Source organism: Neobacillus sp. MER 74 (assembly GCF_023714155.1).
Map to the genome: position 1 here is coordinate 1 of NZ_JAMAUV010000026.1, position 23,860 is coordinate 23,860.

The window sequence follows — 23,860 nt, forward strand, 5'->3', positions numbered from 1 at the left end:
TCAAACTCTCCAATAAGATGAGACTTCCATCGTGGGGTGTTTTCCCCCGCGATGGTTAGTCGAATCGATCGGGTATTTACGGGCAGTTTATCCGTTAGGATATTACTGCTCGTTAATAAGCGAGAAATTTGATTAGCTCATTTGTTACGTTGGCTCATGTTTCACTATATAATAGTAGAAACACGATTGTTATTATTTGTTTGCACGATTTTGTTTGTTTAGTTTTCAAAGAACAAGCTCACTTCAGTAAAAAGCGACAAAAAATATTATACTATAAATCTCACAAACAAGTCAACTTCTATTTTTAAAATTAAATAGTTAATTGTTCGAAGGTGTTTACCTGCCCGAAGAGAACTTTTATATAGTACCATGTTAGTTACTCAAAGTTCAATGATAAATTTTTCCAATTAACTAAAAAGGGCTGTGATTCGCAAACCACAACAGCCCTTTTGTTCCCCTTTTGTTATTATTTTAAGTCTATCTTTTTCCATTCCTCATATAAAGATGGGTTTAACTCCTTCACATGTCTTAAAAACTCATCTAAATAGCCAAGTTTTTTTAATCCAGTGAATAATTTGGTCGGGACAGACCTTTCGGTAGTCATTGCCCTCTTGTGATCAATCACTTTTATTTCTCCCAGCTCATTAAAAAAAATGTGCCGAACCTCGGTGTCAAGTCTAGCAAAACCAACTTTTTTTAATTCTGTTAGCATGAATAATATTTTCATTGCAATTAGTTTGGGTAGTTGCTTCTCCTTTTTTAAGTAGGCTTTTAGATTACCTCCATTCACCAATTCCATTACAATATAATTGGATCCATATTCATAGAGACGGGGGATAACGGAACTTGATTGTCCTATTTGTAGAGCATTTAACTCCTTTTTTTGATTGTCTTCATTAACATATACTTTGACACACTTCTCAGGTGACAATTGAAAAACGGATCCATCTGCACCTTTCCCAAGCATTGGAAAGCCGTTCAAATCTTGTAACGTTATTTTGCCATTATTTTTGGCTGCTATTTTATTAAAATCATTCATCTATTATCTCCTTTAATTTCATTCGTATTTCAATTTCCCTTTATAATAGTTTAAGGTTTCAGTTAATCCTGTTTGCAAATCAAAGTTAGGTTTCCACGACAAAAGATTCACCGCTTCGGTATTGTCCAATTGACTATAACGAATATCCCCTTCGCGTTCAGGCATAGGGATAGGTAATAAATTACTATTAGTTAGGGAAGTGATTATATTAAATAGTTGATTAATGCTTGTTTTAGAATTAGTACCGATATTGAAAATACCATTTGTCCCCTTTTCAATGGATAATAGATTGGCACGCGCGACATCTTTCACATACACAAAATCTCTTGTTTGTTCTCCGTCTCCTGATATACATGGGGCTTCACCATTGAGCACTTTCTTCAAAAAGATGGAGATGACCCCGCCTTCTCCATTAGAAGATTGGCGCGGTCCATAAACATTCGCATATCTAAGAATCGTGTAAGGAAGTTGAAAAAGTTGATGAAAGGCCTGAATGTATTGTTCTGAAGTATATTTGCTAATTCCATAAAAGGATAGAGGTTGAACGGGGAATGTTTCCTTTATACTACAGTCATCTTTTTCCCCGTATACAGCACAAGACGAAGAAAATATGAATTTTTTTACGTTAAACTTGTAGGAGCAGGCCAATAATCGAATCGTTCCAAGAATATTTTGGTTAGCATCCTCGACTGGATTTTTTACCGAGTAGGCAACATCTACTTGAGCCGCCAAGTGGATCACCACATCCGGTTTTTCTCTGGCAAAAACAGACTCTATTCGGGGCGAAGCGATGTCCATTTTAATGAATTGAACGTTGGGAGGGACAAATTCTCTTTTACCTGTACGTAAATTATCTACTACGATTGGTTCATAGCCAGATTGAATTAATAAATCGACAACATGCGAACCAATGAATCCAGCTCCCCCTGTTACGAGCACCTTCATCCAGACTCACTACTCTCTTTTATTAAGCTAAAAGATGATCGTCTAATCTTATCCATTCAACAATCTCCTTTCATATCTAAATACTTTTTTAATTCTTGAGCTGTTCACTAATATAACCCCAGTTCTTTGCCCCAAACCTCTATTTTCTCGAGATATCTCTTGAGGAGAGTGCTCTTACCTCCATCCAACACCTTTTGCAAATGACTAGAGAGCTTTTTTTCAAGCGTTCTTTGTAAATAGGCTTTTTTAAGAAGATTTAATGGATCTTCATTAAAGGTTATTCCATATTTTAACATCTCTTCACAATAAACTTGCACGCAATTTCTTCGAATCTCTTCTTCACTCTGCTGCCAATCTGAGCGAAAATCTATTAATAATTCAACTAAAACGACTAAATCATACCAGCATGGATAATGTTTCGCAGACTCCCAATCAATTAAAGTAATTTTCCAATTCTCTACATCATTGGCATTTTCACAGCAAATATTATGGACATGGAGGTCGCCATGGATGAGACATTGTCCGGATTCAGTAATTTCAGGAAAAAAAACGGGACCTTTTTTTAATATTTTTTTGATTATTTTATACCTTGGTGCTATCAATTCTGTTAAATTAGGATCTTTCATTGCCCGTTCTAGGTTTTCCTTTGCCTTTTTGATTCCTTTCGTCCTTTCCTTAACCTTTTCCTCGGAATCAAAGAAGGGAAGTGAGGAGTCAAATAGGTCCGCATGCTGTAAAAATCGTTTATCATATGTTATGGCATGAAATTTTGCCACCGTGGGGATAATTTGTTCCAAATGCTTGGGGGCTAATTTTATTTGTCCACGTAACGGCTGTAAGCATTCAGTAAACATCCATGTTTCATCGCCATTAACGTTCGGTTCCAACCAATACAATTTCGGCATAAACTCTTGATAAATGTTATAGGCTTTTTGATACATATTGATTTCCAACCGATGATTTTCTTTCAGCGGCTGTTTGTATATCTTTAGTACGATGGGAATGAACTCCCGTCCATCTGTTAGAATCAACTTCCAAATACTAGTCTTTTCACGAGTATTTTTAAGGCATTCTATTTTTTCATTTACTAATTTTACTTTTTTATTCAGGACTTTTTTTAGCTTTACTTCCCAATCATATTGTTTCCAACAGCTTAAAACTTCTTCTAAACTATTCAAAAAGAATGTTCCCTCCTTCATTTATTATTTATAACTGTCTTCCCCATAAATTTCGCAAATGGGAAACAAAACTTCGAACAAATGGAAGTGGGTCATTCCAAGCAAAAAGAGCCTCAACTTTTTTACCAGATAAGCTCTTTATCCACTCAAAGAATTTCATTTCCCCTTTTTTGTGTTTTTGGCGAAAGGATAGAAAATCCCGAACAAAGTAAACCCATTTGACCCCTTCTTTCTGCTGTGTCACTGGTGTGGGATTTTGCCCGGTAAGGGATAAATAATACAAGTGAGCCAAATTAACCCCACAAGCAATTGATAAGGCTTGAGTTAAACCGATTCTTGAATTGATTTCAATAAATTTCAGTTTTCCATCTCTTGGGTCCCGTTTAAATTCGGCAATAGCTAAGCCTTTGAATTCAATATCTTTCAGAAATGTCGTAGCGAGTTGAATGACTTCTTCGTCCCTAATACTAAGGGCAAGGGCTGTTGATCCAAAATGTGGAGGAAATTGATGTAATTTTTGATTCATCCACAAGCCAACTAAATTCATTTTCTCATCAAAAAATGTTTTGACAGAATAAATGCAATCCTCATTACCAGGGATGACTTCCTGAATCATGAGTTCCCCGAATGGGCGATAAAAAAGGTACTCTTCTCTCAATTTAGAAGGCTCTTCAACAACGATTGCTTTCTTATAGAGTCTATGATCGATATTTGTGCGAAAATGGGAGGAATAAACTGGTTTTAAAATGCATGGGAAGGTAACTTGATCAATAATTTCTTCGAACTGCTCTTCGTTATTAATAGCAAATGTTTTTGGGCATGGCACATTTGATTTAAGCGCCAATTCGTATGTTAGTCTTTTATCCAATACCGCTTCTACCAGGGTGTGTTTTGGTAATAGAAACCTATAATAGTGGGAAAGGACAAATCTGTTTTTTGAAATAAACTGAACAAAGTCATCGGAACCTGCGTACAGGACTGCCTTTTGTCCTACTTTTTGTGCCAGCCTGGTAAGAAATAAAATTAATGCAGGTCCTTCACTAACTGGATTCGGACAAATTCCACTAGTGGCTAATCGAGTTTTACCAATTTCATATTTTCCTTTTGTATCAAAGGCATATACCTTTATTCCGGTTTGCGCTAAACTTCTTACAATTCCTATACCTGTTGCACTAAGATCAAGTACAACAGCAGGAACATCGTGTCGCATGTTGTTCTCCTCCTTTCATAATAATGATTGATAAACTTCTTCAATTTTCCGAACCATTTTATTAACGGTTAAATGTCGTTGTGCATATGCATAGGCATTTTGTGCTAATTCTTCCCTTAATGATTTTTTTTGTAAGAGGAGAAATAACTTGTCTGCAAGTTGCTTGTAGTTAGCAGGTTCAACGATAATTCCTGAATAGTTATCTTCAATAATCTCTGGAATCCCCCCGCAATTGGTTGTAAGGATTGCCTGATTGCTAAACATTGCTTCGATAATGGAGAGCGGCAGTGTATCACTAGTTGTTGGGAGTACAAAAATGTCTGATTCGCTTAACAACTTGGGTATGTCATTTCTGCTCCCTAAAAAAGTAATATTTTTTAATCTCAACTGTTTTACCTGCTTCTCAAGATCCTTTCTCATTTCGCCATCGCCGACAATCCTCACTTCTACATTTTTCAGTTTGTTTTTTATTAGAGCTAACGCTTCAAATAAATACTTATGTCCTTTACGAGGACGAAGCCGTGCGATACAAGTTATGACCGTTTTATTCCTGCTTTTCTTCTGAAAATTCCCTACACCAAAATCAATCCCTGTATGAACAGTAGTTATTTTATTATCAGCTGCACCTAAATTTCCTAGAATTGGACGGAAGATATCGCAAAGGACGATTACTTGATTGGCATTTTTTATGGCATGGCTATCAATCGCCCAAAAATAGTTTTGCTCAACCGAACCTTCCTCTATCAAGTTAAACTTTAATCTGTTTTGGGTCATAAATCCGTGAGGTGTAAAAAGAAGAGGTTTTTGAAAGGATTGGTTAAGCATTCCCAGTACATTAGCTGTATATCGATCTTGTGCGTGGATAATATCGTATTGAGACAGATCAAAATTTTTTAACATCATATAATAACTGGATAATTTGCTGATATTGTGTAGAATTTTTTCATTAAAACTGCCATAACGATTAAGAAAAAATTGTTTAAATTCCTCAGAAAAGTGATTGCGTAATTTCTTCATTTCCTCTGGCGAAAAAGAGTTTAATGCTATTACATCGACACTATGTCCTAAATTTTCCAAGCCAATTTTAAGGGTATTGATATATTTCTGCAAGCCGCCTATCAATGGATATTCCCAAAATGTTGTGATTAAAATTTTTAATTTTTTGTTTTGAATTTTTGTTGTATGGAAGTGCTCCCTTTTTGTTGCTAGTTCATGTTCAATAGGTTGATCGATTCCATAATATTGATCCAATGTAGAGATTAAATATGGAAAAATGGCCGGCATAAAAGGTTGGGCATTTTCGATCATTTCCATACCCTCCTAATGATTTCAAATGCTTCCCCGTATTCGACCCCAACCGTCATACCTCTGATACGTGCCAAATATCTCACACCATCATAGGAACGTGGATGTGGGAATGGTCTCATTTCTACATCATAATATTGAAGAGATTTGATTTTATCTTCTATGGTATCTGTAATATCCACAAAATAATTAGGTTTGAATTCTTTGTCATTTGTATGCTGACTCCATTCACTCGACGAAACCGTTTCAAAACAAAGAATTTCAACCGGATCTTTTCCAGGCAACGGCCGTGCTGCTGTTAACACTGCCTGAAATAATATTTGGTGGTCACGGTTGGTATCACCATAATGATGGGTGAAAATCATGTCAGGAGTATATTTGTACAGCAGGTTCTCAATCGATTTGTTAATTTCAACCAACGGGATTGTTTCCAGTAATAAATTTGGGAATTCCAGAAATAGAACCTCATCTACACCTAAGTGTTTATTTGCCTTCAGCATAAATTCTGGTATATGATGCTCCTCTTCCTTCCGCCCCTTAGCAGCAATCACAGTAATGACTTTATAGCCATGATTAATTAATTTCTTAATGGTACCTCCACTTCCAAGAATCTCATCATCAGGATGAGCGGCAATCACAAGCACATTCTTACTCATTAGAAAACCTCAACTCCTGTTAAAATAGTTTTCTTGTAATTATATGTTAATAAGAAGAAGGCGATATGGACAAATATGGTAATAAAGAAAAATAGGCATTTTTAGGAATTATTGGCTATTTCCTTCTACACTCGATTTTCAATAAAAAAACATATGCATTCCGCATATGTTCTCTAGAGCAGTATAATTTTTCAAGTATATTTTCTAAAAAGCAATCCCTTCTTATTAGAACCTCGTTAACCTTTTCATGATGTCTGTTTTCCTTTCCCTATCTTTAATTCTGGTTAAATCTAGCGCATACTCATGTCCTTTATTTTTCGATTTTAAGATTTCTCTTATTGCATTTTTTACACTTTCTTCATCATCTATAACCATAATCACCTTACGCAGCATTCTTCCCCACCTCTACATTTCATTTATTTTTCTATAAAAGTTTCAAAGCATGCCCTTTTCCAAAAAAGGGTATGAAAACCATCTAGCGGCATCCATAAAACACTGCACAAGATAAAGTATGCAATAATCGTTTCCGGTACAACCGAAAACGGTTCAAATAAAGTTTTTATGTTGTTGTAAATGCGATTGTTCCCAGGAACAATAAAAACCGTTCTCATCATTTGAGAACGGTTTTTATTGTATTAATTTATCTTGAATTATTTAGAAGCCTTCTTTTGTTGTTTATCACAGCAAGTGCATTGTCCGTACAAAGTTGATACTTTCTCATTCTCAAATTGCTCAATTGTGTTATTGCAATTTTGGCATATGATAGTTCCCATTAGAAAAACCCCTTTGTTTGAATTTTATTAGATAGACAATTTTAACCTCTTAAAATGTAAGCGGTTTTTACTTGTTGATATTATAATAGTATATCACATTTAGATTGTCAATCGTAAATTGTATAACACATTTAAAGGAATAATCTCGATTGTTAGGAAACTATAAATTTAAGGTTCTGGTGCACAAATTTCAGATAACTTGAAAAGTATATAACCACAAAGAATAATTTACATCTGTCCCTAGTATCGGCCCCACCTACGCCAGATACCTTGACGGCCACGCATGCCATCCAACCCATTATCTATTATAATAGAAAACGCTTACATTTTCAAATTTTAATTGAATTTTCAGAAAGAAAAACAAATCTAGAATTTATCATTTCCTACACAACGAAGAAAATGGCACCACATTATGGCACCATTCCTATTTTTCTTGTAAACTGCCAAGTTTAATATCACTTTATGCAATCTATCTGACACCTTACCCCACATACTTAATCATTGCGACTTCATCACAACAATCTAACTTAGGACAATTCATACAATCCACCCACACTTTTTCAGGCAAAGTCTCCCTAGCTACGATCTTAAAGCCACATTTTTTGAAAAACTCTGTTTCGTATGTGAAAGACATTACACGGCTAATTCCAAGTTTCGGTGCATCACTTATAATACGATTAACTAATTTGCGACCAATACCTTTTCCAGCATAATCGGGAGAAACAACCAAAGATCGTATCTCTGCCAGGTCTTGTCCTAAAACATGTAATCCTGCAACCCCTAGTATATTATTATCCTCTTTCATAACATACAAACATTGTATATGTTGATAAAGGGATAAATACGTACGAGGCAATACGGTTCCTTTTTCAGCAAAAATTTGGATTAAATCATAAATATCTTTAACATCACTTGTCACTGCATGGTAAATATCCATTCTGTATCTCCTTTTGTAACATTTATTTATAAATATACAACAATATGTATTTTCATTCAATCGTTTTAAGGAATTACCCTTCAATGATCTTAAGAAAGTGAATGCAACTGCAGCTGACTTTACCTTACAAAGAGATTGAACCGAATAGCAAAAAAAGGGTGTCAGGCACCGTTAGGTGCCTGACACCCTTTTCTAACACCTATTTATTCCTATTGGAGTAGTTTATAATCCCATCTGAAATGTTGGTGACTAAGTTGGTAAGATAGCCGGTGTCGGACAGGTTCTTGTCTTCGCTAGGATTGCTCATAAAGCCCATTTCAATTAACGTACTAGGCACTTTCGACCAATTAAAGCCTGATAGGTCACTGCGAAACGATATCCCATTTACTTTTACAGCTGGATTTTTTTTAGTTTCATCAAGTATAAGCTGGGAAGCCTTTAGACTATCTTCATAAATAGCCTTTGTATATGGATCATCATCTGAGGGAGTTAAGACAGAAAGCCCTTTAACACTCCGATTGGTTGATCCATCCGCATGAATCCGCACAAATAAGTCGGCGTGATTTTGATTAGCGATTTCGGCTCTTTCTTTGTTACTCATATTCACATCATGGCTTGTTCGGGTATAAATGACTTTTACTCCTCTTTTTTCAAGCAATTTTCCTAAAATTAGCGAGGCCTCTAACGTTAATTTGTACTCTGGCTTCCCTGTAGCAACTCCAGCCGTTCCACCCGTTACTTTAATTTTATTTTCTAACGCACCCGGTCCTACAGGCTCCTGTCCCAGGTTAGCAGAACGTTGGTGTCCAGGATCAATGACGACTAAAAAGTCCTTTTGCCCTTCCTCTTTTTCTTTTTCTTCTTCATCTGAAGTTTTGATTGTTTCTTGATTTTCTTTACTAAATTCCTGTTTTACAGGTTCTTCGTTCATTTCTGCTGCTGGGTTATCTTGGCCTTCTGAAGCAAGTTCATTCGTATCAGTTGTTTCTTCCTTAGTTTTTATCGCTGCGATTTTAGCAACTTCTTGTTCCAACTTCACATTCTTCGTTTTTGGGTCATTTCCTCCCTCTTCGATTGGTTGATTGAAGAGAAAGTACACAGGAATCACTGCTAGAAGGATTATGATTGTGATTCCTATTTTTACTGTCTTTGACATTACTACAGAAACTCCTTTCGGCTATTGATCAAATTCATATTGTCTTTTCCAACAATATTTAATGGGCCACAATCATATTATGGGGCCGAGCCATCTTTAATAACATATTATTGAGTAAAATTCCGAATAATTACAGATAGTATTATATTTCGACAAACTCTTTATGAAATCCTACATTTCTAACTTTGAACCACGATAAAAATAACCACCTAGCAAGTAGATGGCTCCTTTTCCTCTCAACACTTCAATTTAGCGCTGCTAATTTCCTGGATAAGTATTTTCTTCTTTCCTCGATATATTTCGTGATGACCGATAATTCCTGGTCGAATTTATCCATATCTTGTTTTTTATATGGGTCCTCTAAGACATAAGGACGAATCAATTGTGAGAGTTTTTCCACCTTCGGAATCATATGTCCTACTGTAAATTGCTGCTCCATTATCTCCTTTAGGAGCTGTTGATATTGCTTTCTAAAGGTATCCACATATAATAATCGTGCAGTTAATGTATTAAAACCATCAATCGGAACATAATCAGACTCCAACGGTTTCCCATTGACATCCCGGCCCCATGTTGCATCATAGTCCCACGGAATAATCTCAAAAAGGCGTGTTTCACCATTCCTATAAAGGGCATAGTTATGAACAAACCCATCATAGTTTGATGTAAAAATAACACCAGCCACCCAACGGAGATATTTATCAATATCTACAAATTTATGAATTTCTTTTTCAAATTCACTTTTTGAAAATGTATTGATATTAAAGATAAATTCCTGTAAGTAAAAATCATCTTCTGGCGCACCAAATTTTCTTTCATAGCCTAATCGGAGGGATTTTTTTGTTTCTTTGTCCAAATCGCTCATTAGTGAGAAGTTGGCGTCCCCATCAACGGCATAAAAGATACTCCCTTTCGGTAAGTCCCTTCTTGTTAAAAAATTCTCATCCACACTCTCAATTTCCAAATAGACCCCTTCAGCTTTCCCATTCAGATTCAAAAAGATATGATGCGATTGAGGTGATAAAACACCTAGCTCCGCAAAGAAATCAAATGATAGTTTGTTTCTAATAAATGAAGGATCCTTAAATTCCGCATTCAAATGAATATGTTTGGAACCTCTGTAGGTTTTTGGTTTGTAGAAGGAAACCTGGTATGACTTTTTTGAAAAATCACGGATATGAGATCCTCGATAGGCAATATCAATGTCGAGCCGTTTCCCTTCAATTGTTAACTGGGCTGGTATTGGGTCATCAATCCAAATGTCTCTTCTTAGTTCCCGCAGGTCGATGGGTCTAATAAATAGTTTGTATTGCGGTAGTAGTGCTGTCTCGTCCATTATTTTATTCCTCCCTCCTATATTCGTATGAGAATTGTAGGAAGGAGGTCCCCGGTTGGACAGCTTTTTTTTCATTGATAGGCCTTTTTCTCACTCAATTGTACCTGTACACACGTAATTTATTAGAAGAAGAGAGAGTTTCTTGGACAAATTTGTCAATCAGATATGTACTCCCTTTTCAAGCTTAAAGGAGGTGCTAAGTTACTATGAGCGATTTTTCAGCTGAAGATATTGAAAGAGCGGCAGATGAAGTAAGACAAGGCGAATTTTGGGACTTTATGTTCCGTGACCCTAGTCAAGACCGTCGCACTACACGAAGAAGGACATCTAGACGTAGAACATCCAGACAGCAAATGACATCACGGATGAACACATCTAGACGTAATACATCAAGAAACCGGAATACTTCTAGAAATCGTAACACTTCAAGAAACCGAAATACTTCCAGAAGGTGTACCTCAAGACGAAGAACTTCTAGATGCTGCAGATGGACAGGATGGCGTCGGGGTTATAGATGCAATTCTATCATCAATCGTTGTTGGAAGGATGGCAACATGTGGAATTTAAGAGTCCGCAATCGCTAATATGGTCTTTATAAAATAAAATGGGAAAGGAAACTTGTCTTCCTTTCCCATCCTTATTTATGAAACAATCTCTACTTTTTCTCTGGAATAACACAATTGCCATCCGCACAACTAACATCTTCCTCGGTTGAAAGATCTTGCAGAACTGGAACCGGAGACTCTTCTTCCCAAACTTTTTGCAACGCTCCGATAAAGGTTTCTGTAGGTTGGGCACCTGAAATTGCATATTTTTGATTAATGACGAAGTACGGTACCCCGCGAACACCATACTGCTGGGCAAGGGATTCATCATTGCGGACATCAACCGCAAACGCATTTTTATCATTTAAGACATTCAATACTTCTTGTCGATTTAAACCTGCTGCTTCAGCAATATCTGCAAGTGTTTCAATTTCCCCAATATGCTTCGACTCTGTAAAATAGGCACGAAGAAGTTTTTCTGAGACGAGCGCTTCTTTTCCTTGTGTTTCTGCAAATTTGGCCAAACGGTGGGCATCAAATGTATTCGTTGGCTTCATTTCATCAAAATTAAACGTCAAGCCAACAGTGGCTGCCTGCTGACCGACCCCCTGATTCGCTTGTTTCGCTTGCTCCAAACTCATCCCGTATTTATGTGCCAACACCTCATGAATACTTTGATCAATCTTTTTAGGCGAATTTGGGTCAAGCTCAAAACTTTTGAATTCTACTTCTACTTGATCCTTGTGAGGAAATTGATCCAAAGCTAATTCTAATCGGCGTTTTCCTATATAACAAAACGGACATACATAATCAGACCAAACTTCAATTTTCATTTCGGCACCTCCATTTCTTCTGATAAGTTATATAGTACCACAAGGAGAGTGAAATCCAATTCATGATGCTCACTGAAATAGTTTGGGGATTGTTAAATGGGTCACTTTAGGATATGCAAAAAATAATGCCTCAAGTAGTTGATCATCAACCGGTTAAAGGGACAATGTAGCAAGCGACAAAATCGTCGTTCCATTTTGTGAAAGAGAGTAAAAGCAGTGGCTGAAGAAGAATATACATTCAAATTATAAGAAAAGAATAAATCGTTCAAATTTGGTAATAATAACCTCGGGTTAACATAGAAAGGATGGGATGTTTGATGTCGTTAGAATGGTTTGACAGAGTATGTGGAGAACTGCAAGAACACCTGGAATCTATTTGTGAAGAATATGATCAGGTTGGTCAAATGACCGTTGAAAGAGCTGCCAAACATCCGAGGATTGAGTTTTATGTCGATACCGCAGATGTTGATACGGAAGAGTTGGAGCGTGATTATTTCTGCTCATTGTTCTTTGATCCTCAAAACGAGGAATTTTACATCGATACCTTCGATGTGGACACCGGACATACGGCGAAGGTCATCCTTTCAGATATAGAGGACATCATCGAGGAAGTTCACGCCAGTCTGCATGATTATATGAACGGCGATGACCATTATACAGATGATGGGGTCTATCTTCAGACTTCCGAGGTCTATGATGAGGATGATGGTGAGATTGAAACCGTTTATGTGGATGATGACGACGAAGAAGAGTATTACGAAGCGGAACAAGTCAACAGTGACGACATCTTTGAGGAAATTGATGTAGATTGGTCTACACCGGAGGTAACAGCCTTTAAACATGAAGATGAAGTCGAAGTCACCTATCAATTCGGATTGGTTCAAGCCACTGGTGACGGTGTCCTCAAACGTGTTAATCGAATCTGGACAACTGATGATGAATTAATTAAAGATGAATCCCATTTTATTTTTAGCAAAGAAGAAGCAACCACCATCATCGCCATGATTGCCTCGCATATGGATCAATTAAGTGAGTTTGAATTTTAAACAAATAATCCAAAAGATATAAAAGGAGCATACCATATGGATGCTCCTTTTCTCATTCTACCGTGTAATCGATTTGAATTAGATCCCAAAGAGTGATCATGCCAAGAGGAGTCTCGTCCTCTTTCCCATTTTCAGTGACGATGACAGCTTCGATTTTACGCTTTTTCTTATGTGCCTTTTCAAAAAGATTTTCAACCTCAAATATATTAATCTCTTTTGAGACGATTTCAATCGGATATTCTTTCTCGTAATTCATGATTTCCGCCACATGGATATCAGCTAAATTGACAAGGCTGCTTTCCATATTTTGCGCCATCCACTTCACAATGGAACTCGATGTAAGTAACCCCACACATTTTTTATTTTTATAGACGGGAAACTTCGAATAACCGTAGAGCTTAATGGCGTCAGTTACTTTTAAGATACTGTCGTGATAATCAAAGAACACCACTTTCTTCGTAGCAATCGATAGTGAATAATTAGGTCGGTTAAACACATTAGCGATTTTTTCAATATGAGAAACGACCTTTGCATTGGGCTCCGCAATATAAAAGCCAATTTCCATTTTCTCGTGCACAATGGCGTTCCGAAGCCGAGCATATTGCTCTAAGTCTTTTTTATACGTTTCAATCATTTGATATTTTTTTGCGCCAACCTTCACGAGGACGACGAATCTATCATCATTTATTTGAACGATATCCCGCAACGCATCATGTACTTGGTTAAAAGCTACTTCAAAACGTTCAGAAAGAAGCTGTCCTTGTTTTTTATTCATATTTATTTGCTCTCCCACGGAATTACTATTTATCATTATATTTATAGTAAAATTAATACTTCAAATTTTCAAGAAATTATTACCCCCACTTTTGCTTGAGCATTTCAATTTCTTCTCTATGAGTCATACCTTCATCATCAGGAGTTTCTAGGACTAAGGGGATTCCCTTAAAAACAGGTGATGTAATTAGTTCCATTAATTGATGGGCTTGGATCAGGCCATTCGTGTGGAAAATGTTTGCGTGCCGATCTTTCTTTGAGCCTGTTGGGTATTTTGAGTTATTTAAATGAATGGCCTTTAACTCGGCATAGTATCCTAAACTTTCCCCATTTTCGAGCAGATCACCTGAATTTCCCCCTGTCCAAAGGCCGCTCGCAAAGGCATGACAGGTATCGAGGCAAAAACCAATCTTTTCCGGATAATCACATAGATTTCTAATTTGAACCAGTTCCTCAAAGGTTGTTCCTAAAGCTCCTTTTGTACCAGCATTATTCTCTAACAGTATCAAACAGTCTCCATCCCACTGACTGAGTACTCCATTTAACATCGCAAGCATTAAATGATAACTTGCTAGTGGATCAGTTTGGCTAATTTGGCTTCCATAATGGACCACGACCCCAATGGACCCACAGGCATTGGCAATTTCTAAATCATTTAAAAGGGAAGCGATTGTTAATTTCCGCTTGTCCTCGGAAGGTGTTAAACTTGTGGAATATGGTGTATGAGCAATCGATTGAAGTTGATGCTGTTTGCAAAATTGTTTACAGTTTTTCGCATCTTCTCGGTCGAAATCCTTAATGGAAAGGCTTCTCGGGTTTTTCGGAAAATATTGAAAAGCGGATGCATCGTTTGCAACCGCTTGTTTTGCTGCTCCTAAATATCCGTTTCTAATGCTAACATGACTGCCATAGATCATCATTGAGTCTCCATCCATACTTTTTACATATAAGGTTTGTTGAGCATGACTATTCTATTCGAATTAGGTTAATTATTGATTGGCTATTATAGTTAGGATACGATCCTCTACCTTTTTCCCTTTAGTATCTTCAAGTAAATTATTTAATAGAATCGAAAAGATTAAGGTTTGTCCACTTTTCGTTTTTATGTATCCTGATATAGAACTCACCGTAGAGATGGTTCCTGTTTTTGCCTTTACCCTTCCTCGGACAAGAGGATCTTTTAAGCGATTTCTTAAGGTCCCGCCTTCCATCTTTCCAGGTGCCCCAGCGACTGGTAATGACTGAAGATAGCTCGAAAACCACTTTTCTTTCTGCACGGCAAACAACAGTTGTGTTAGTTGGTTTGCTGGAATCAGATTGACATGCGAAACACCGGACCCATCTCGAAGCACCATTGTTTTGGGGTTAACCCCAAATTTGACTAATTCGGAATTTAATACTTTCAATCCGTTTTCCCAACTCCCTTTCCCCTTCACAACCTTGCCCATTTCCTTCATTAAAATTTCTGCATGGACGTTGTTGCTCAGTTTCATAAAAGGAACCATTAGTTCAGATAATGGTATCGAATGATAGGTTGTAAACATTTTTGCGGTGTCAGGCACCATTCCTGTTTTTAGTTTTCCAGTCACTTGAATTCCGTGTTCTGTTAACGATTGTTTTAATAGGGACATGGCATATTTTGTTGGATCCCAGACACCAATCCAGTCCTGTTCCGGTTTTGCCTTGATTGGGATTGTTCCTTTGATGGTGATGGCATTTTTTGCGTGTACCCGCTCGACCGTGATATTCTTTTTACCTTCCTCTGCACCGGTGACGGCGTGATTGACGATTTTTAGATAATTGGTTTTCGGGGTCAGTTTTATGATTGGCTTGTCACCTTTTTTCGTTGCAGGTTGGACGACAACTTTGACCGATCCAGCATCAAAGTCTTGGGTTGGTGATGCTGTTAGTGCCGAAATCTGTGCCCCATAATGGGTGGTTTCATCGCTCCAGGGCAGGTCGAGTGAATAGCGGACACCATCATACCAGGTATCATCTCCGACGATATTTCCGTTTATTTTTTTGATGCCGTGTTTTTTGATTTCAACAGCTATTTGATCAAAATCGGATTTCAATAATGTTGGGTCGCCCTTCCCTTTTAAATAGAGATTTCCGTTGAGAGTTTTCTTTTTCAAGGCGCCATCTGTATATATCTCCGTCGTGAACGTGTAATCTTCGCCAAGGATATGCAGGGCGGCAGCAGCAGTTAATAGCTTCATGTTCGAAGCGGGTCTTAAGCGGACATCGCCTTGATGGGAATAGATGATTTTTCCATCTTCAGCAGAACGGATACTAACCCCAGCAATGGCCCCCTTTAATGCTGGCTCGTTATTGATTAGTTGATCCATCTGTTGGACCATTTTTTCGTGACTATACATGGCATTTACTTTTATTGAAGATGGAATCATCAATATTAAAATAAGAATGTAATATTTAAATCTTTTGCTCAAGCTTTGCTTCCAGCCTTTCCTTTTTCCTAAAAGTTTGTCCGAAAAAAACAAATAATATCATCAATGCCCTTTTTAATAGGACAACCATTAGATTTCCAGAATATGTCTAATTGTACTAAACCCTTTGAAAATGGTACAAAACATTCAATTTTTTGTACAAAAGGCAGTAAAATTTCCACAAAACTATCCCAAAATTGTACAAAACCACCTTAAAATTATACAAAAGCAAATTCCCTCACCAATCGCAGTGTAATTTTACACCATTCTCCTCACCACATTAAAATTTTTTCTAAGATATGCCCAATTCTGAGGTGCCGGTAAGCTAATTTGCCAAAAAGTCGTGCCCGCTAATCGATAAATACCCATTAAGTTATACTTTTCTATATAACTGCGAATATCTTCAAACCAAACGATATGTTCCTTCCCACCAGGCCAGTAGCGATACCATGGTGCTTTCGCTGTAGCATCAAATTCAATCGGTTCGCCAACAGCAATCGCTTGATTTTGTGCAGCATTTACAGATAGGGCACGTGTTTGATTCGTCCCAACAACCTTGTCATACCCATACAACGCCAACGCGATTTGTAACTTACGAGGATTAATCTGCGTAAGTGAGTATTGAATGACTTGCTCCAGCCACGGAATCGGGGCAATTGGATCAGGAGGTCCTCCAGGGTAACCATAATCCATTGTCATCACGGCAATTAAATCAACTACATTACCAATCCCAGCATAATCGTATGCACCGATAATTCGATTTGTCGGTATATCAGCTGTTTTCGCATGAACATTTACATGTAATATCAATTGTCCTAAACTCCTTTTTAATGCCGTAAGAAACAATATAAAGTCATTCCGTCGTGCAGGAGGAATAAATTCAAAGTCAATACTAACGCCGCCAAACCCACGTTGTTTCGTTAAATTCACAATACTTGCCACTAAATTGGCACGATATGTTGGATTTTCGAGCACCCTTCCAGCCAACTCCGCACTAAAATCAGTTCCCACCAAATTTCTAATCATCATCAATGGGACGACCTTCAATTGATTGCTTCTAGCAACTATGGCTGAATCCTCGACCATATTAAAGGCATATCCCTCCTTTGTAAAAGAATAAGCGACCACTGCCAAATAAGTAAGTTGCCCCGCAATAGAATTCAAGGTTGCCAGATTTGCAGCTACGGAGGAAGGTACTAAAAATCCAAGTGTCGTAAGATCCGATTTCATCGGAGATGGCACATTGATGATTTGACCTATTAACAATTGAGTTGGATTCAAACCGGGATTTGCGGCCAGAATGTCTGCCGGATGACTGTTAAATTGCTTAGCTATTTTCCAGATATGATCGCCGGCTTTAATTCGATACGCGTGAAGTGGAGGCAGATGATCCGGGAGATATAATGCAAGTCCTGGAGTGAGTGCATTAGATGATGGCAATCCATTCAGTGCGACAATCGTTTGGGTCGCAACACCATACTTTGTGGAAATCTTCCATAAATTTTCACCAGCAGCCACAATATGAACAGCCATGTTCTCACACTCCTTTTTTACTATCATATGGGCATGAGATGTTAAGTTATTACATAGAAAAAGCGAACTTGCAATAGACAAGTTCGCCCTTTTGTACCTATAATCGTGGATCAATTGGATCCGATTCCAACGCTAGAACTCCAAACACACATTCATGGTAACGCTCCAATGACTCCCTCCCAACAAAGCGCTTGACTGCTTCCACACCTAAGGAAAATTCCTTTAAGGCATTGCGTTGTTTCTTACCAGCATTTCGCTGCTTTAGCCGGGACAGATTCTCTGGTTGTAAGTAATCGATGCCGTAGATAATATGCAAATACTTGCGGCCTCTGACTTTAATAGCCGGTTGTACCAGCTTACCTTTATGACGGGCCACAAAGACTTTCGGTTTAACAACAAAGCCTTCATGACCCGCTTCCGTCATTTCTTCCCACCAAGCAATCGCAGCTTTCAAGGAGTCCTTATCATTCACCAGCCGATATTCCGTTTCCATAAACAAATCAGAAAGGACACTGAATTCTTTATTTTTCTCCATATGCCAGGTGTGTGGTTTATCGAAAAATGTTTCATTGCTATGGGCTAGTGTGTGAAAAGGAGCAATTTGGATTCCCGCTAACCCTTCTGTGTCCCAGCAATACCTTGGATACACATCGTTAAACACTTTTGCATTGTGAATCTTTTCATCCGTTTCCGAGAGCCAACTGGCCACATCCTTGCCGTTAGCAGCGGCTTTCTCCAGTTGTTCCTTTAATTTATTGCGATCGAGCAACGCCATTTCGCCCACATGTGCATATTGATTCACGATTAGTTCTTTTGCTTTTAGATTCCAAGGCAGAATCTCAGCATCCATCAGGACAAAATCTGTGTTGTATGTTTCAAAATAACTTTTTAAATCGGCATGCAGAGTTTGTAAAATTTGTGCCTCCAGCTCTTTTTTGAAAAAGGCCCGGCCAGTCCGCGTATAAATCGAACCTAATGTTTCTCTGCCGATATACTCTTTGGCTGCTTCCTTATGTTTAAAAAGAAGCAAAATGCCGCGGCTGCCCATATGTTTTTTCTCCACAATCATCGTATCAATGCCATTTGCCTGATAGTAGTCAAACGCTTCTTGCGGGTGCTCTAAGTATCCCGCTAAATTCGAAGGTTTCGGAGTTGGGCTCATTGTCGGCGGTAAATAGACAATCTCCTCAAGCGGCAGGGTGTAATGAGAAAAGTCGTCCAAGGCGGATTTGGCCACATCCTTATGAATAGCGATCTCCCCATACTGTTCGGTTAACACCGAGAACCCATTAATTAACTTACCTAAATTAGGAGGGGCAAGCCGCATTTGTTCCCATTCCTTAATTGGGTTGTCAGGAACATTAGCATAATCCTGTTTAGCGACCACAGAAACAAACTGTTTTTCTGGAAAACGATAGGCGGTTAGCCTCCCGCCAAATACCACTCCTTGGTCAATGTTAAGTGTGTTATTTACCAATAGTGGCTGCGGCTTTGGATCATGACCCCAAATAATTAATTCTTGTGATCTGTGATCAATGGTCCAGTCTTTTCGCCGCGGCTTGCCATTTTCATCAATCCCCTCTGAATCTCCGTACCGGCAAAAATCAGAAATGCGCTGCGATTGTTTGCCAATATACCCATCTCTTATGCCTGCATGTGTTGCGACCGCCACGTTTACACCATTTTTTTGGATAACCAAATGCGATTTCGAAGCAAGGAGAAGTTCCTTTAAATCTGCTCTTAATTGCTCAGTAGCTTCTTTACCTAATTCGCGCTCATACTCAAGAAATTCAGCTTCGACTTTCTCATCACCATGTGCCAGGTTCACCTTTCGTCCATCCAGCCAGCGGGCAATTTTCCAGCCATGGTTACTATCTATCATGTAGGCAATTCCAGCATCTACATGTTTTTTGAAAAATTGCATAGTTTCCAGCGACCTTGGTCCACGGCTCATTACATCACCAAGTGAAAGGATTCTCCTTCCCTCAGGATGATGGAACAAGCCCTCCTCGTTTTCCTCATAGCCCAGCTTAGTTATCAATTCGATAAACTCTTCAAAACAGCCATGAATATCCCCAATAAAATCAATGCCATGACCCACATCGATGAATAAAGGATTCGCAAGTCGCCCTATATCCAAAGCCTCAAGTTCCGGTTCATCTAAAATATAGGTCCGGTGGAAGCCTTCCTTCTTAATAAACCTAAGCGTTCGCTTGAAGTGCTGGTATTGTTGTTTGAGCCGATTCTTCCCGCGTGGAAAATCCCGCTCCTTATCACGAGAAAGGATTTCTTTTTCCGTTACATTTAACACAATCGCGATGACGGGGACATGATATTTCTTACCTAGACGAAGATAACGCTCACGATCCTCTTCTTTTAAGTGTGTCGCATCAATTATCGTTAGTTTATTTAAACGGCACCGCTTCCCAATTAAATATTCCATCGCATCAAATGCTTCATTTGAAATCCGGTAGTATTCATCAAATAAGGCATCCGCTTCATCCTTTGGACGCTGATTCCAGGTGATAAATTCTACATCACTGACGAGCACCCGGAATTGATCAGAACTGACAACTTCCGAAGCTAGAATCTTCTTTTCATGGACCAGTCGGTTTAATAACGTGGTTTTGCCGCTATTCGAAGGTCCGACAAAAAGGACAATGCCTGCATAGGGTAAGTGGATTTTGGTCATGATTGCCCCTCCTCTCTTGAAAAAATAGCCATCTGGGTCGGTTGACCAAAAGTCGGATGTTCTTCTCCAATCCCATGAAAATGTACTTGATAAGGATAGGAACTTGCCCAAGTTTCACATTTCCCCTTAAACTCTGCCCTTGTCCATTCAAAGCGGTGATCATGATGTCTCATTGCCTCATCCATATCATAAACCTCATTATATTCTTGATTTGGTGTGGTCACGATCAACACTTCTGGTCGATAGTCTTTAAATATCGTGTCAAATACCCTTGGTAACCGATATTCATCAATATGTTCAATCACTTCACAAAGAATCATGACATCTTTGTTGAGAAGGTGTTCATCATAATAAAATAGCGAACCTGCTAATAACTGAGGCTCCACAAATCCACGTTTTTCTTTTGCTTGATCAAATCGGTCTAATGCCTTTAACCGCGCTCGATTCGATGGCTCGACTGAAAGAACTTCCTGCACCCCTTCAATAAATCCTAACTTGACTGATAACTTTCCTTCCCCAGCACCTAAGTCAACAATGGTTTGTTTTTTGGTCAGAGCTTCGACATATTTAATAATCGCTTCATAGCGAAGATCATTTAAACGTATTTTCGGTGGCTCGTTTCCCTCCTCTTTTTTCGTTTCTTTTTCATAGAACTTTGACTGTGAAATCATCTTTTGGAACCGTAAAGAACGATTTAATATCAACGACTTATGTGGGTGGTTCTCTAACCAGCCTTCACCGTATCGGTCAAATTTCTCTAGTTCTCGTTCGTCAATAAAATAATGTTTATAGTTATCGATAACCGGAATCAGAATCGAAAGTTGTTTGAGTGTATTCTGAAGGGTTTGTTTCCCTGAAAGGGTGATAAACCTTGCTGAGCTTTTTTCACGGATAAAACTTTCCCCATATTCAATCTTGACTGCATAACCCATTGGTGCAAATAACGCTTCCAGCTCACGGTTGCTTAAATCCGTGGCCACCGGACCAAAAGATAATTCCATGTCAAATGGATGTTCGACCCATGAGGAATATTCCTCCTTCGGTTTCCCATTTAAGGCAGTCCCCAATGCTTTTCGAATCGAAGTAACAAAAATACTGCTAGCCGCAAACTCGCGGTCGTTTATGTAATGGGTAATATCAAATAAATCAGGAGAGTTCTTGACTAAGTCAATCGGGTCTGTTTTTACAAAAATGATGAACTGTACTTCTTCGCTAGAAAAAGTCGGATAAACCAGGCGGACGGTTAAACCTTTTTCTCCACGTTCATAGGGATTGTCTGGATTCTTGGCCAAAAGGTAAGAAACAAATTCAGCCCCTGGGCCTCTAACCGTTATCGATAGCTGCAATTTTCACACCACTTTCATGGTTCTATATTTTTAAGTCATATTTTATCACAATTTCCCAAAAGTGGAATTAAGGGAAAAATTAAAACCCGAGTTCCAAAAGAACCCGGGCTGACTTTTACTTACTAGATTCATTAAAGTTATAGAAGAATTTTGCTGTAATTGAGCCATCCTTGTTTACTTTAATATCAGTTACATGGATGCCGGAATCGGCAGGTGTCGAGCTGTAGCCTTTCCAGAAATAGTAGGAACCAGTATGAACATTCCCGGAAACAGGAGTAAGATTGCTGCCTGTCTTAAAGAAGTCACCGGCATTTCCACGGTTCACATTCTTTTCAAGCTCATACTTACCATCCGCTTGTAGGATAGATAATCCGTAGTGTGTTACAACATCGCCATTGCTCGCTGTTTGTGATTGATTAAACTGGAAGCGCTTATTCATCCAGTTTTCCACATTATTAGGACGGAAGCCAGCAGTTTGATAGAGTGATAGAACATTTTCATCGACATGCCAAGCTACTAGTCCATGAGCGTCTGCACCCTCACGAATTAACCCTTTGTTAAATCCTTGTTGCTGTACATTTTCAAATAAGAAATATTCTGTACCGTTTGATCCAGGTACTTCCATTTTCACAATTCCATTTGTGGAGCTTGCAGCATTGACTGGAGGCAATGTAATCGTTTGAACACCATCAACAGGCGTTACTTCTTTTGGTGTAGCCCAGCCAAGGAAGATTTTTGAATATGGATCAAAGTGGACTGGAGAGTTACCAGAATATGCAGCGGCATCTGGATATCTCATCCAAGAACCGCCTGCCATCATCGAGTAGTTACCAACACCCTCAGATGTGTAAACCGTATCATAGAAATCTGGAAGACCTAAGGCATGTCCAAATTCATGGGCAAATACACCAGGCTGTCCAGGGAATGGCCCTGTTTTCGATGCTTCGTCATAACCGCCGGTTGCTTCATTGTATCCGGCAACGTTTCCACCGATTTCCGGCTGGATATTGTAATTATCTACATAAACACCGTCAAAAGTGTGGTCTTTAACAAACTTTGAATACCAAGTAGTCCACTCTTCATCGGTTTCAACGCCATCTTGGTTTAAATCAGCTGCAGGTTTCCCTGTTTCATAATACTTTCCATAATATGAAGCACTTAGCGCATTCCATTTATGCGACCAAATTTGGGCAGGGTCTGCACTAAATTCTGCTCCTGTTCCTTCATGAACGATAAATACGTTTGGAACTTCTCCATCAACAGCATATTTTGAAAAATCTACTACACTATCAGCCGCTTTAAATACGTCTGTCACTAATTCACCATTATGGGCGTCACCATTTACGTTACCATATTTATAGGCACCATTTTCAGCGTACTTACCTTCTTGATCTAGATAGTAGGAAGCCCCTTTTGGAAGTTCGACCCAAACAAGATCGGTATTATCTTTCTTTACTAGTTTTACCTTTCCATAACTAGATTCCCTATAAATATTTTGCATGGTGCTATCTGTTGGCGCATTGATGCCATTAAATTTAGCGTACTGCTTAAATTCATCTAATTGGTATGGATCATAGTGATCACCAAAAATTAAATCCTCAAAATAATGTGCCGGTACTTGTCCAGGCACATCACCCTTTGGCTCATCACCTTCTTTGAACTTTGCCAAAATAACAAGAACTGGTACATCTCCAGTTGCTGGTTGTTTCACGACATGATTATTGCCTGCCTGTTGGAATTTCGTCCCCTTATTGTTTGCAACTTTCTCAGCTGGATCCACTTTTGATAGATCTTTCCCTAATTCCTTTGCCTTAGCTGCTAATTCGGGGGATGCCCCAATATAATGAGCTAGACTTAAATCATATGTACTTTGAGCTTTAGTTACCTTAGGCTGCAAATCGGTAGATTGATAGCCAGTTAGAGTAAGACTACCAGCTAACGCTAAGGCAAATGCAGATTTCGAGAGAACCTTTAACAAGAACAACCACCCCTTTGTTTTTATAGAATTCAAATTTATCAGAATAATCAGCAAACTAAAAGCTGCGATATACCTGCTTTTCAAAAAATTTAGAGAGTCGAAATATAGTTTGTTCTCCCTATTTATCGTTA

Annotated in this window: 21 protein-coding genes; 2 read left to right on the forward strand and 19 right to left on the reverse strand. The window is 38.5% G+C overall.

What is annotated here, in order from left to right; genetic code table 11:
- Positions 1 to 466: 466 nt before the first annotated feature.
- From M3610_RS23945 to M3610_RS23995, 11 genes are all read right to left on the reverse strand, one after another.
- A complete protein-coding gene (locus M3610_RS23945) occupies positions 467 to 1,039 on the reverse strand; it encodes a kinase (RefSeq protein WP_251463143.1) in 573 nt (190 codons plus the stop codon).
- An 18-nt stretch (positions 1,040 to 1,057) separates the two neighbouring features.
- Positions 1,058 to 1,984 carry an NAD-dependent epimerase/dehydratase family protein gene (locus M3610_RS23950; protein WP_251463144.1) on the reverse strand — a complete coding sequence of 309 codons (927 nt, stop codon included), beginning with the start codon at positions 1,982 to 1,984 and terminating at the stop codon, positions 1,058 to 1,060.
- A 107-nt stretch (positions 1,985 to 2,091) separates the two neighbouring features.
- Positions 2,092 to 3,162, reverse strand: a complete 1,071-nt coding sequence (locus tag M3610_RS23955) for a phosphotransferase (protein WP_251463145.1) — start codon at positions 3,160 to 3,162, stop codon at positions 2,092 to 2,094.
- Positions 3,163 to 3,190: 28 nt separating this feature from the next.
- Positions 3,191 to 4,372 (reverse strand): carboxylate--amine ligase, encoded by a 1,182-nt coding sequence (locus M3610_RS23960; RefSeq protein ID WP_251463146.1) that lies wholly within the window; start codon positions 4,370 to 4,372, stop codon positions 3,191 to 3,193.
- Between the two features lie 15 nt (positions 4,373 to 4,387).
- A complete protein-coding gene (locus M3610_RS23965) occupies positions 4,388 to 5,680 on the reverse strand; it encodes a glycosyltransferase family 4 protein (protein WP_251463147.1) in 1,293 nt (430 codons plus the stop codon).
- Positions 5,677 to 6,333: a PIG-L deacetylase family protein gene (locus tag M3610_RS23970; RefSeq protein WP_251463148.1), complete on the reverse strand. Its 657-nt coding sequence runs from the start codon at positions 6,331 to 6,333 to the stop codon at positions 5,677 to 5,679. Before M3610_RS23970 ends, M3610_RS23965 begins: the two co-directional genes overlap by 4 nt.
- Positions 6,334 to 6,558: 225 nt before the next feature.
- Positions 6,559 to 6,726 carry a hypothetical protein gene (locus tag M3610_RS23975; RefSeq protein ID WP_180230099.1) on the reverse strand — a complete coding sequence of 56 codons (168 nt, stop codon included), beginning with the start codon at positions 6,724 to 6,726 and terminating at the stop codon, positions 6,559 to 6,561.
- A 257-nt stretch (positions 6,727 to 6,983) separates the two neighbouring features.
- Positions 6,984 to 7,106 (reverse strand): GapA-binding peptide SR1P, encoded by a 123-nt coding sequence (locus M3610_RS23980; RefSeq protein ID WP_251463149.1) that lies wholly within the window; start codon positions 7,104 to 7,106, stop codon positions 6,984 to 6,986.
- 481 nt (positions 7,107 to 7,587) lie between these two features.
- On the reverse strand, positions 7,588 to 8,043 hold the full coding sequence (locus M3610_RS23985; RefSeq protein WP_098573775.1) for an N-acetyltransferase: 456 nt from the start codon (positions 8,041 to 8,043) through the stop codon (positions 7,588 to 7,590).
- Between the two features lie 199 nt (positions 8,044 to 8,242).
- Positions 8,243 to 9,199 (reverse strand): N-acetylmuramoyl-L-alanine amidase family protein, encoded by a 957-nt coding sequence (locus M3610_RS23990; protein ID WP_251463150.1) that lies wholly within the window; start codon positions 9,197 to 9,199, stop codon positions 8,243 to 8,245.
- Between the two features lie 244 nt (positions 9,200 to 9,443).
- Positions 9,444 to 10,535 (reverse strand): CotH kinase family protein, encoded by a 1,092-nt coding sequence (locus M3610_RS23995; protein WP_251463151.1) that lies wholly within the window; start codon positions 10,533 to 10,535, stop codon positions 9,444 to 9,446.
- Between the two features lie 206 nt (positions 10,536 to 10,741).
- On the opposite strand from M3610_RS23995, the gene M3610_RS24000 reads away from it, so the two are divergent.
- Positions 10,742 to 11,119, forward strand: coding sequence for a CotG/ExsB N-terminal domain-containing protein (locus tag M3610_RS24000; RefSeq protein WP_251463152.1), 378 nt, complete (start codon positions 10,742 to 10,744; stop codon positions 11,117 to 11,119).
- Between the two features lie 71 nt (positions 11,120 to 11,190).
- On the opposite strand, the gene M3610_RS24005 is transcribed toward M3610_RS24000, so the two are convergent.
- Positions 11,191 to 11,913 carry a DsbA family oxidoreductase gene (locus M3610_RS24005; protein ID WP_098573781.1) on the reverse strand — a complete coding sequence of 241 codons (723 nt, stop codon included), beginning with the start codon at positions 11,911 to 11,913 and terminating at the stop codon, positions 11,191 to 11,193.
- Positions 11,914 to 12,230: 317 nt separating this feature from the next.
- Here M3610_RS24005 and M3610_RS24010 point away from each other — a divergent pair, with 317 nt between their 5' ends.
- On the forward strand, positions 12,231 to 12,959 hold the full coding sequence (locus tag M3610_RS24010) for a hypothetical protein (protein WP_098573783.1): 729 nt from the start codon (positions 12,231 to 12,233) through the stop codon (positions 12,957 to 12,959).
- 52 nt (positions 12,960 to 13,011) lie between these two features.
- Here M3610_RS24010 and M3610_RS24015 read toward each other — a convergent pair whose 3' ends face one another.
- The 7 genes from M3610_RS24015 to M3610_RS24045 all read right to left on the reverse strand — a co-directional run bounded on the left by M3610_RS24015 (position 13,012) and on the right by M3610_RS24045 (position 23,729).
- Positions 13,012 to 13,734: a CBS domain-containing protein gene (locus tag M3610_RS24015; protein ID WP_251463153.1), complete on the reverse strand. Its 723-nt coding sequence runs from the start codon at positions 13,732 to 13,734 to the stop codon at positions 13,012 to 13,014.
- 79 nt (positions 13,735 to 13,813) lie between these two features.
- The gene (locus tag M3610_RS24020) at positions 13,814 to 14,650 is read right to left on the reverse strand and encodes a deoxyribonuclease IV (RefSeq protein ID WP_251463179.1); all 837 of its coding nucleotides are present in this window, start codon (positions 14,648 to 14,650) and stop codon (positions 13,814 to 13,816) included.
- Positions 14,651 to 14,722: 72 nt separating this feature from the next.
- Positions 14,723 to 16,183 carry a D-alanyl-D-alanine carboxypeptidase/D-alanyl-D-alanine endopeptidase gene (gene dacB, locus M3610_RS24025; protein WP_251463154.1) on the reverse strand — a complete coding sequence of 487 codons (1,461 nt, stop codon included), beginning with the start codon at positions 16,181 to 16,183 and terminating at the stop codon, positions 14,723 to 14,725.
- 255 nt (positions 16,184 to 16,438) lie between these two features.
- Entirely contained in the window at positions 16,439 to 17,713 is a 1,275-nt protein-coding gene (locus M3610_RS24030) for a LysM peptidoglycan-binding domain-containing protein (protein WP_251463155.1), read from the reverse strand.
- A gap of 97 nt (positions 17,714 to 17,810) precedes the next feature.
- Positions 17,811 to 20,405, reverse strand: a complete 2,595-nt coding sequence (locus M3610_RS24035; protein ID WP_251463156.1) for a polynucleotide kinase-phosphatase — start codon at positions 20,403 to 20,405, stop codon at positions 17,811 to 17,813.
- Positions 20,402 to 21,751: a 3' terminal RNA ribose 2'-O-methyltransferase Hen1 gene (locus M3610_RS24040; protein ID WP_251463157.1), complete on the reverse strand. Its 1,350-nt coding sequence runs from the start codon at positions 21,749 to 21,751 to the stop codon at positions 20,402 to 20,404. Before M3610_RS24040 ends, M3610_RS24035 begins: the two co-directional genes overlap by 4 nt.
- Positions 21,752 to 21,866: 115 nt before the next feature.
- Positions 21,867 to 23,729, reverse strand: coding sequence for a M6 family metalloprotease domain-containing protein (locus M3610_RS24045; protein ID WP_285851469.1), 1,863 nt, complete (start codon positions 23,727 to 23,729; stop codon positions 21,867 to 21,869).
- Positions 23,730 to 23,860: the final 131 nt, after the last annotated feature.

Bases quoted from the DNA above. Each gene is read 5' to 3' on its own strand.
- M3610_RS24035 (WP_251463156.1), bottom strand. From the start codon at position 20,405: ATGACCAAAATCCACTTACCCTATGCAGGCATTGTCCTTTTTGTCGGA.
- M3610_RS23950 (WP_251463144.1), bottom strand. From the start codon at position 1,984: ATGAAGGTGCTCGTAACAGGGGGAGCTGGATTCATTGGTTCGCATGTT.
- M3610_RS23975 (WP_180230099.1), bottom strand. From the start codon at position 6,726: ATGCTGCGTAAGGTGATTATGGTTATAGATGATGAAGAAAGTGTAAAA.
- M3610_RS24000 (WP_251463152.1), top strand. From the start codon at position 10,742: ATGAGCGATTTTTCAGCTGAAGATATTGAAAGAGCGGCAGATGAAGTA.
- M3610_RS23980 (WP_251463149.1), bottom strand. From the start codon at position 7,106: ATGGGAACTATCATATGCCAAAATTGCAATAACACAATTGAGCAATTT.
- M3610_RS23985 (WP_098573775.1), bottom strand. From the start codon at position 8,043: ATGGATATTTACCATGCAGTGACAAGTGATGTTAAAGATATTTATGAT.
- M3610_RS23990 (WP_251463150.1), bottom strand. From the start codon at position 9,199: ATGTCAAAGACAGTAAAAATAGGAATCACAATCATAATCCTTCTAGCA.
- M3610_RS23960 (WP_251463146.1), bottom strand. From the start codon at position 4,372: ATGCGACACGATGTTCCTGCTGTTGTACTTGATCTTAGTGCAACAGGT.
- M3610_RS24030 (WP_251463155.1), bottom strand. From the start codon at position 17,713: ATGGCTGTTCATATTGTGGCTGCTGGTGAAAATTTATGGAAGATTTCC.
- M3610_RS24015 (WP_251463153.1), bottom strand. From the start codon at position 13,734: ATGAATAAAAAACAAGGACAGCTTCTTTCTGAACGTTTTGAAGTAGCT.
- M3610_RS24020 (WP_251463179.1), bottom strand. From the start codon at position 14,650: ATGATCTATGGCAGTCATGTTAGCATTAGAAACGGATATTTAGGAGCA.
- M3610_RS24010 (WP_098573783.1), top strand. From the start codon at position 12,231: ATGTCGTTAGAATGGTTTGACAGAGTATGTGGAGAACTGCAAGAACAC.
- M3610_RS23970 (WP_251463148.1), bottom strand. From the start codon at position 6,333: ATGAGTAAGAATGTGCTTGTGATTGCCGCTCATCCTGATGATGAGATT.
- M3610_RS23945 (WP_251463143.1), bottom strand. From the start codon at position 1,039: ATGAATGATTTTAATAAAATAGCAGCCAAAAATAATGGCAAAATAACG.
- M3610_RS23995 (WP_251463151.1), bottom strand. From the start codon at position 10,535: ATGGACGAGACAGCACTACTACCGCAATACAAACTATTTATTAGACCC.
- M3610_RS24005 (WP_098573781.1), bottom strand. From the start codon at position 11,913: ATGAAAATTGAAGTTTGGTCTGATTATGTATGTCCGTTTTGTTATATA.
- M3610_RS23965 (WP_251463147.1), bottom strand. From the start codon at position 5,680: ATGATCGAAAATGCCCAACCTTTTATGCCGGCCATTTTTCCATATTTA.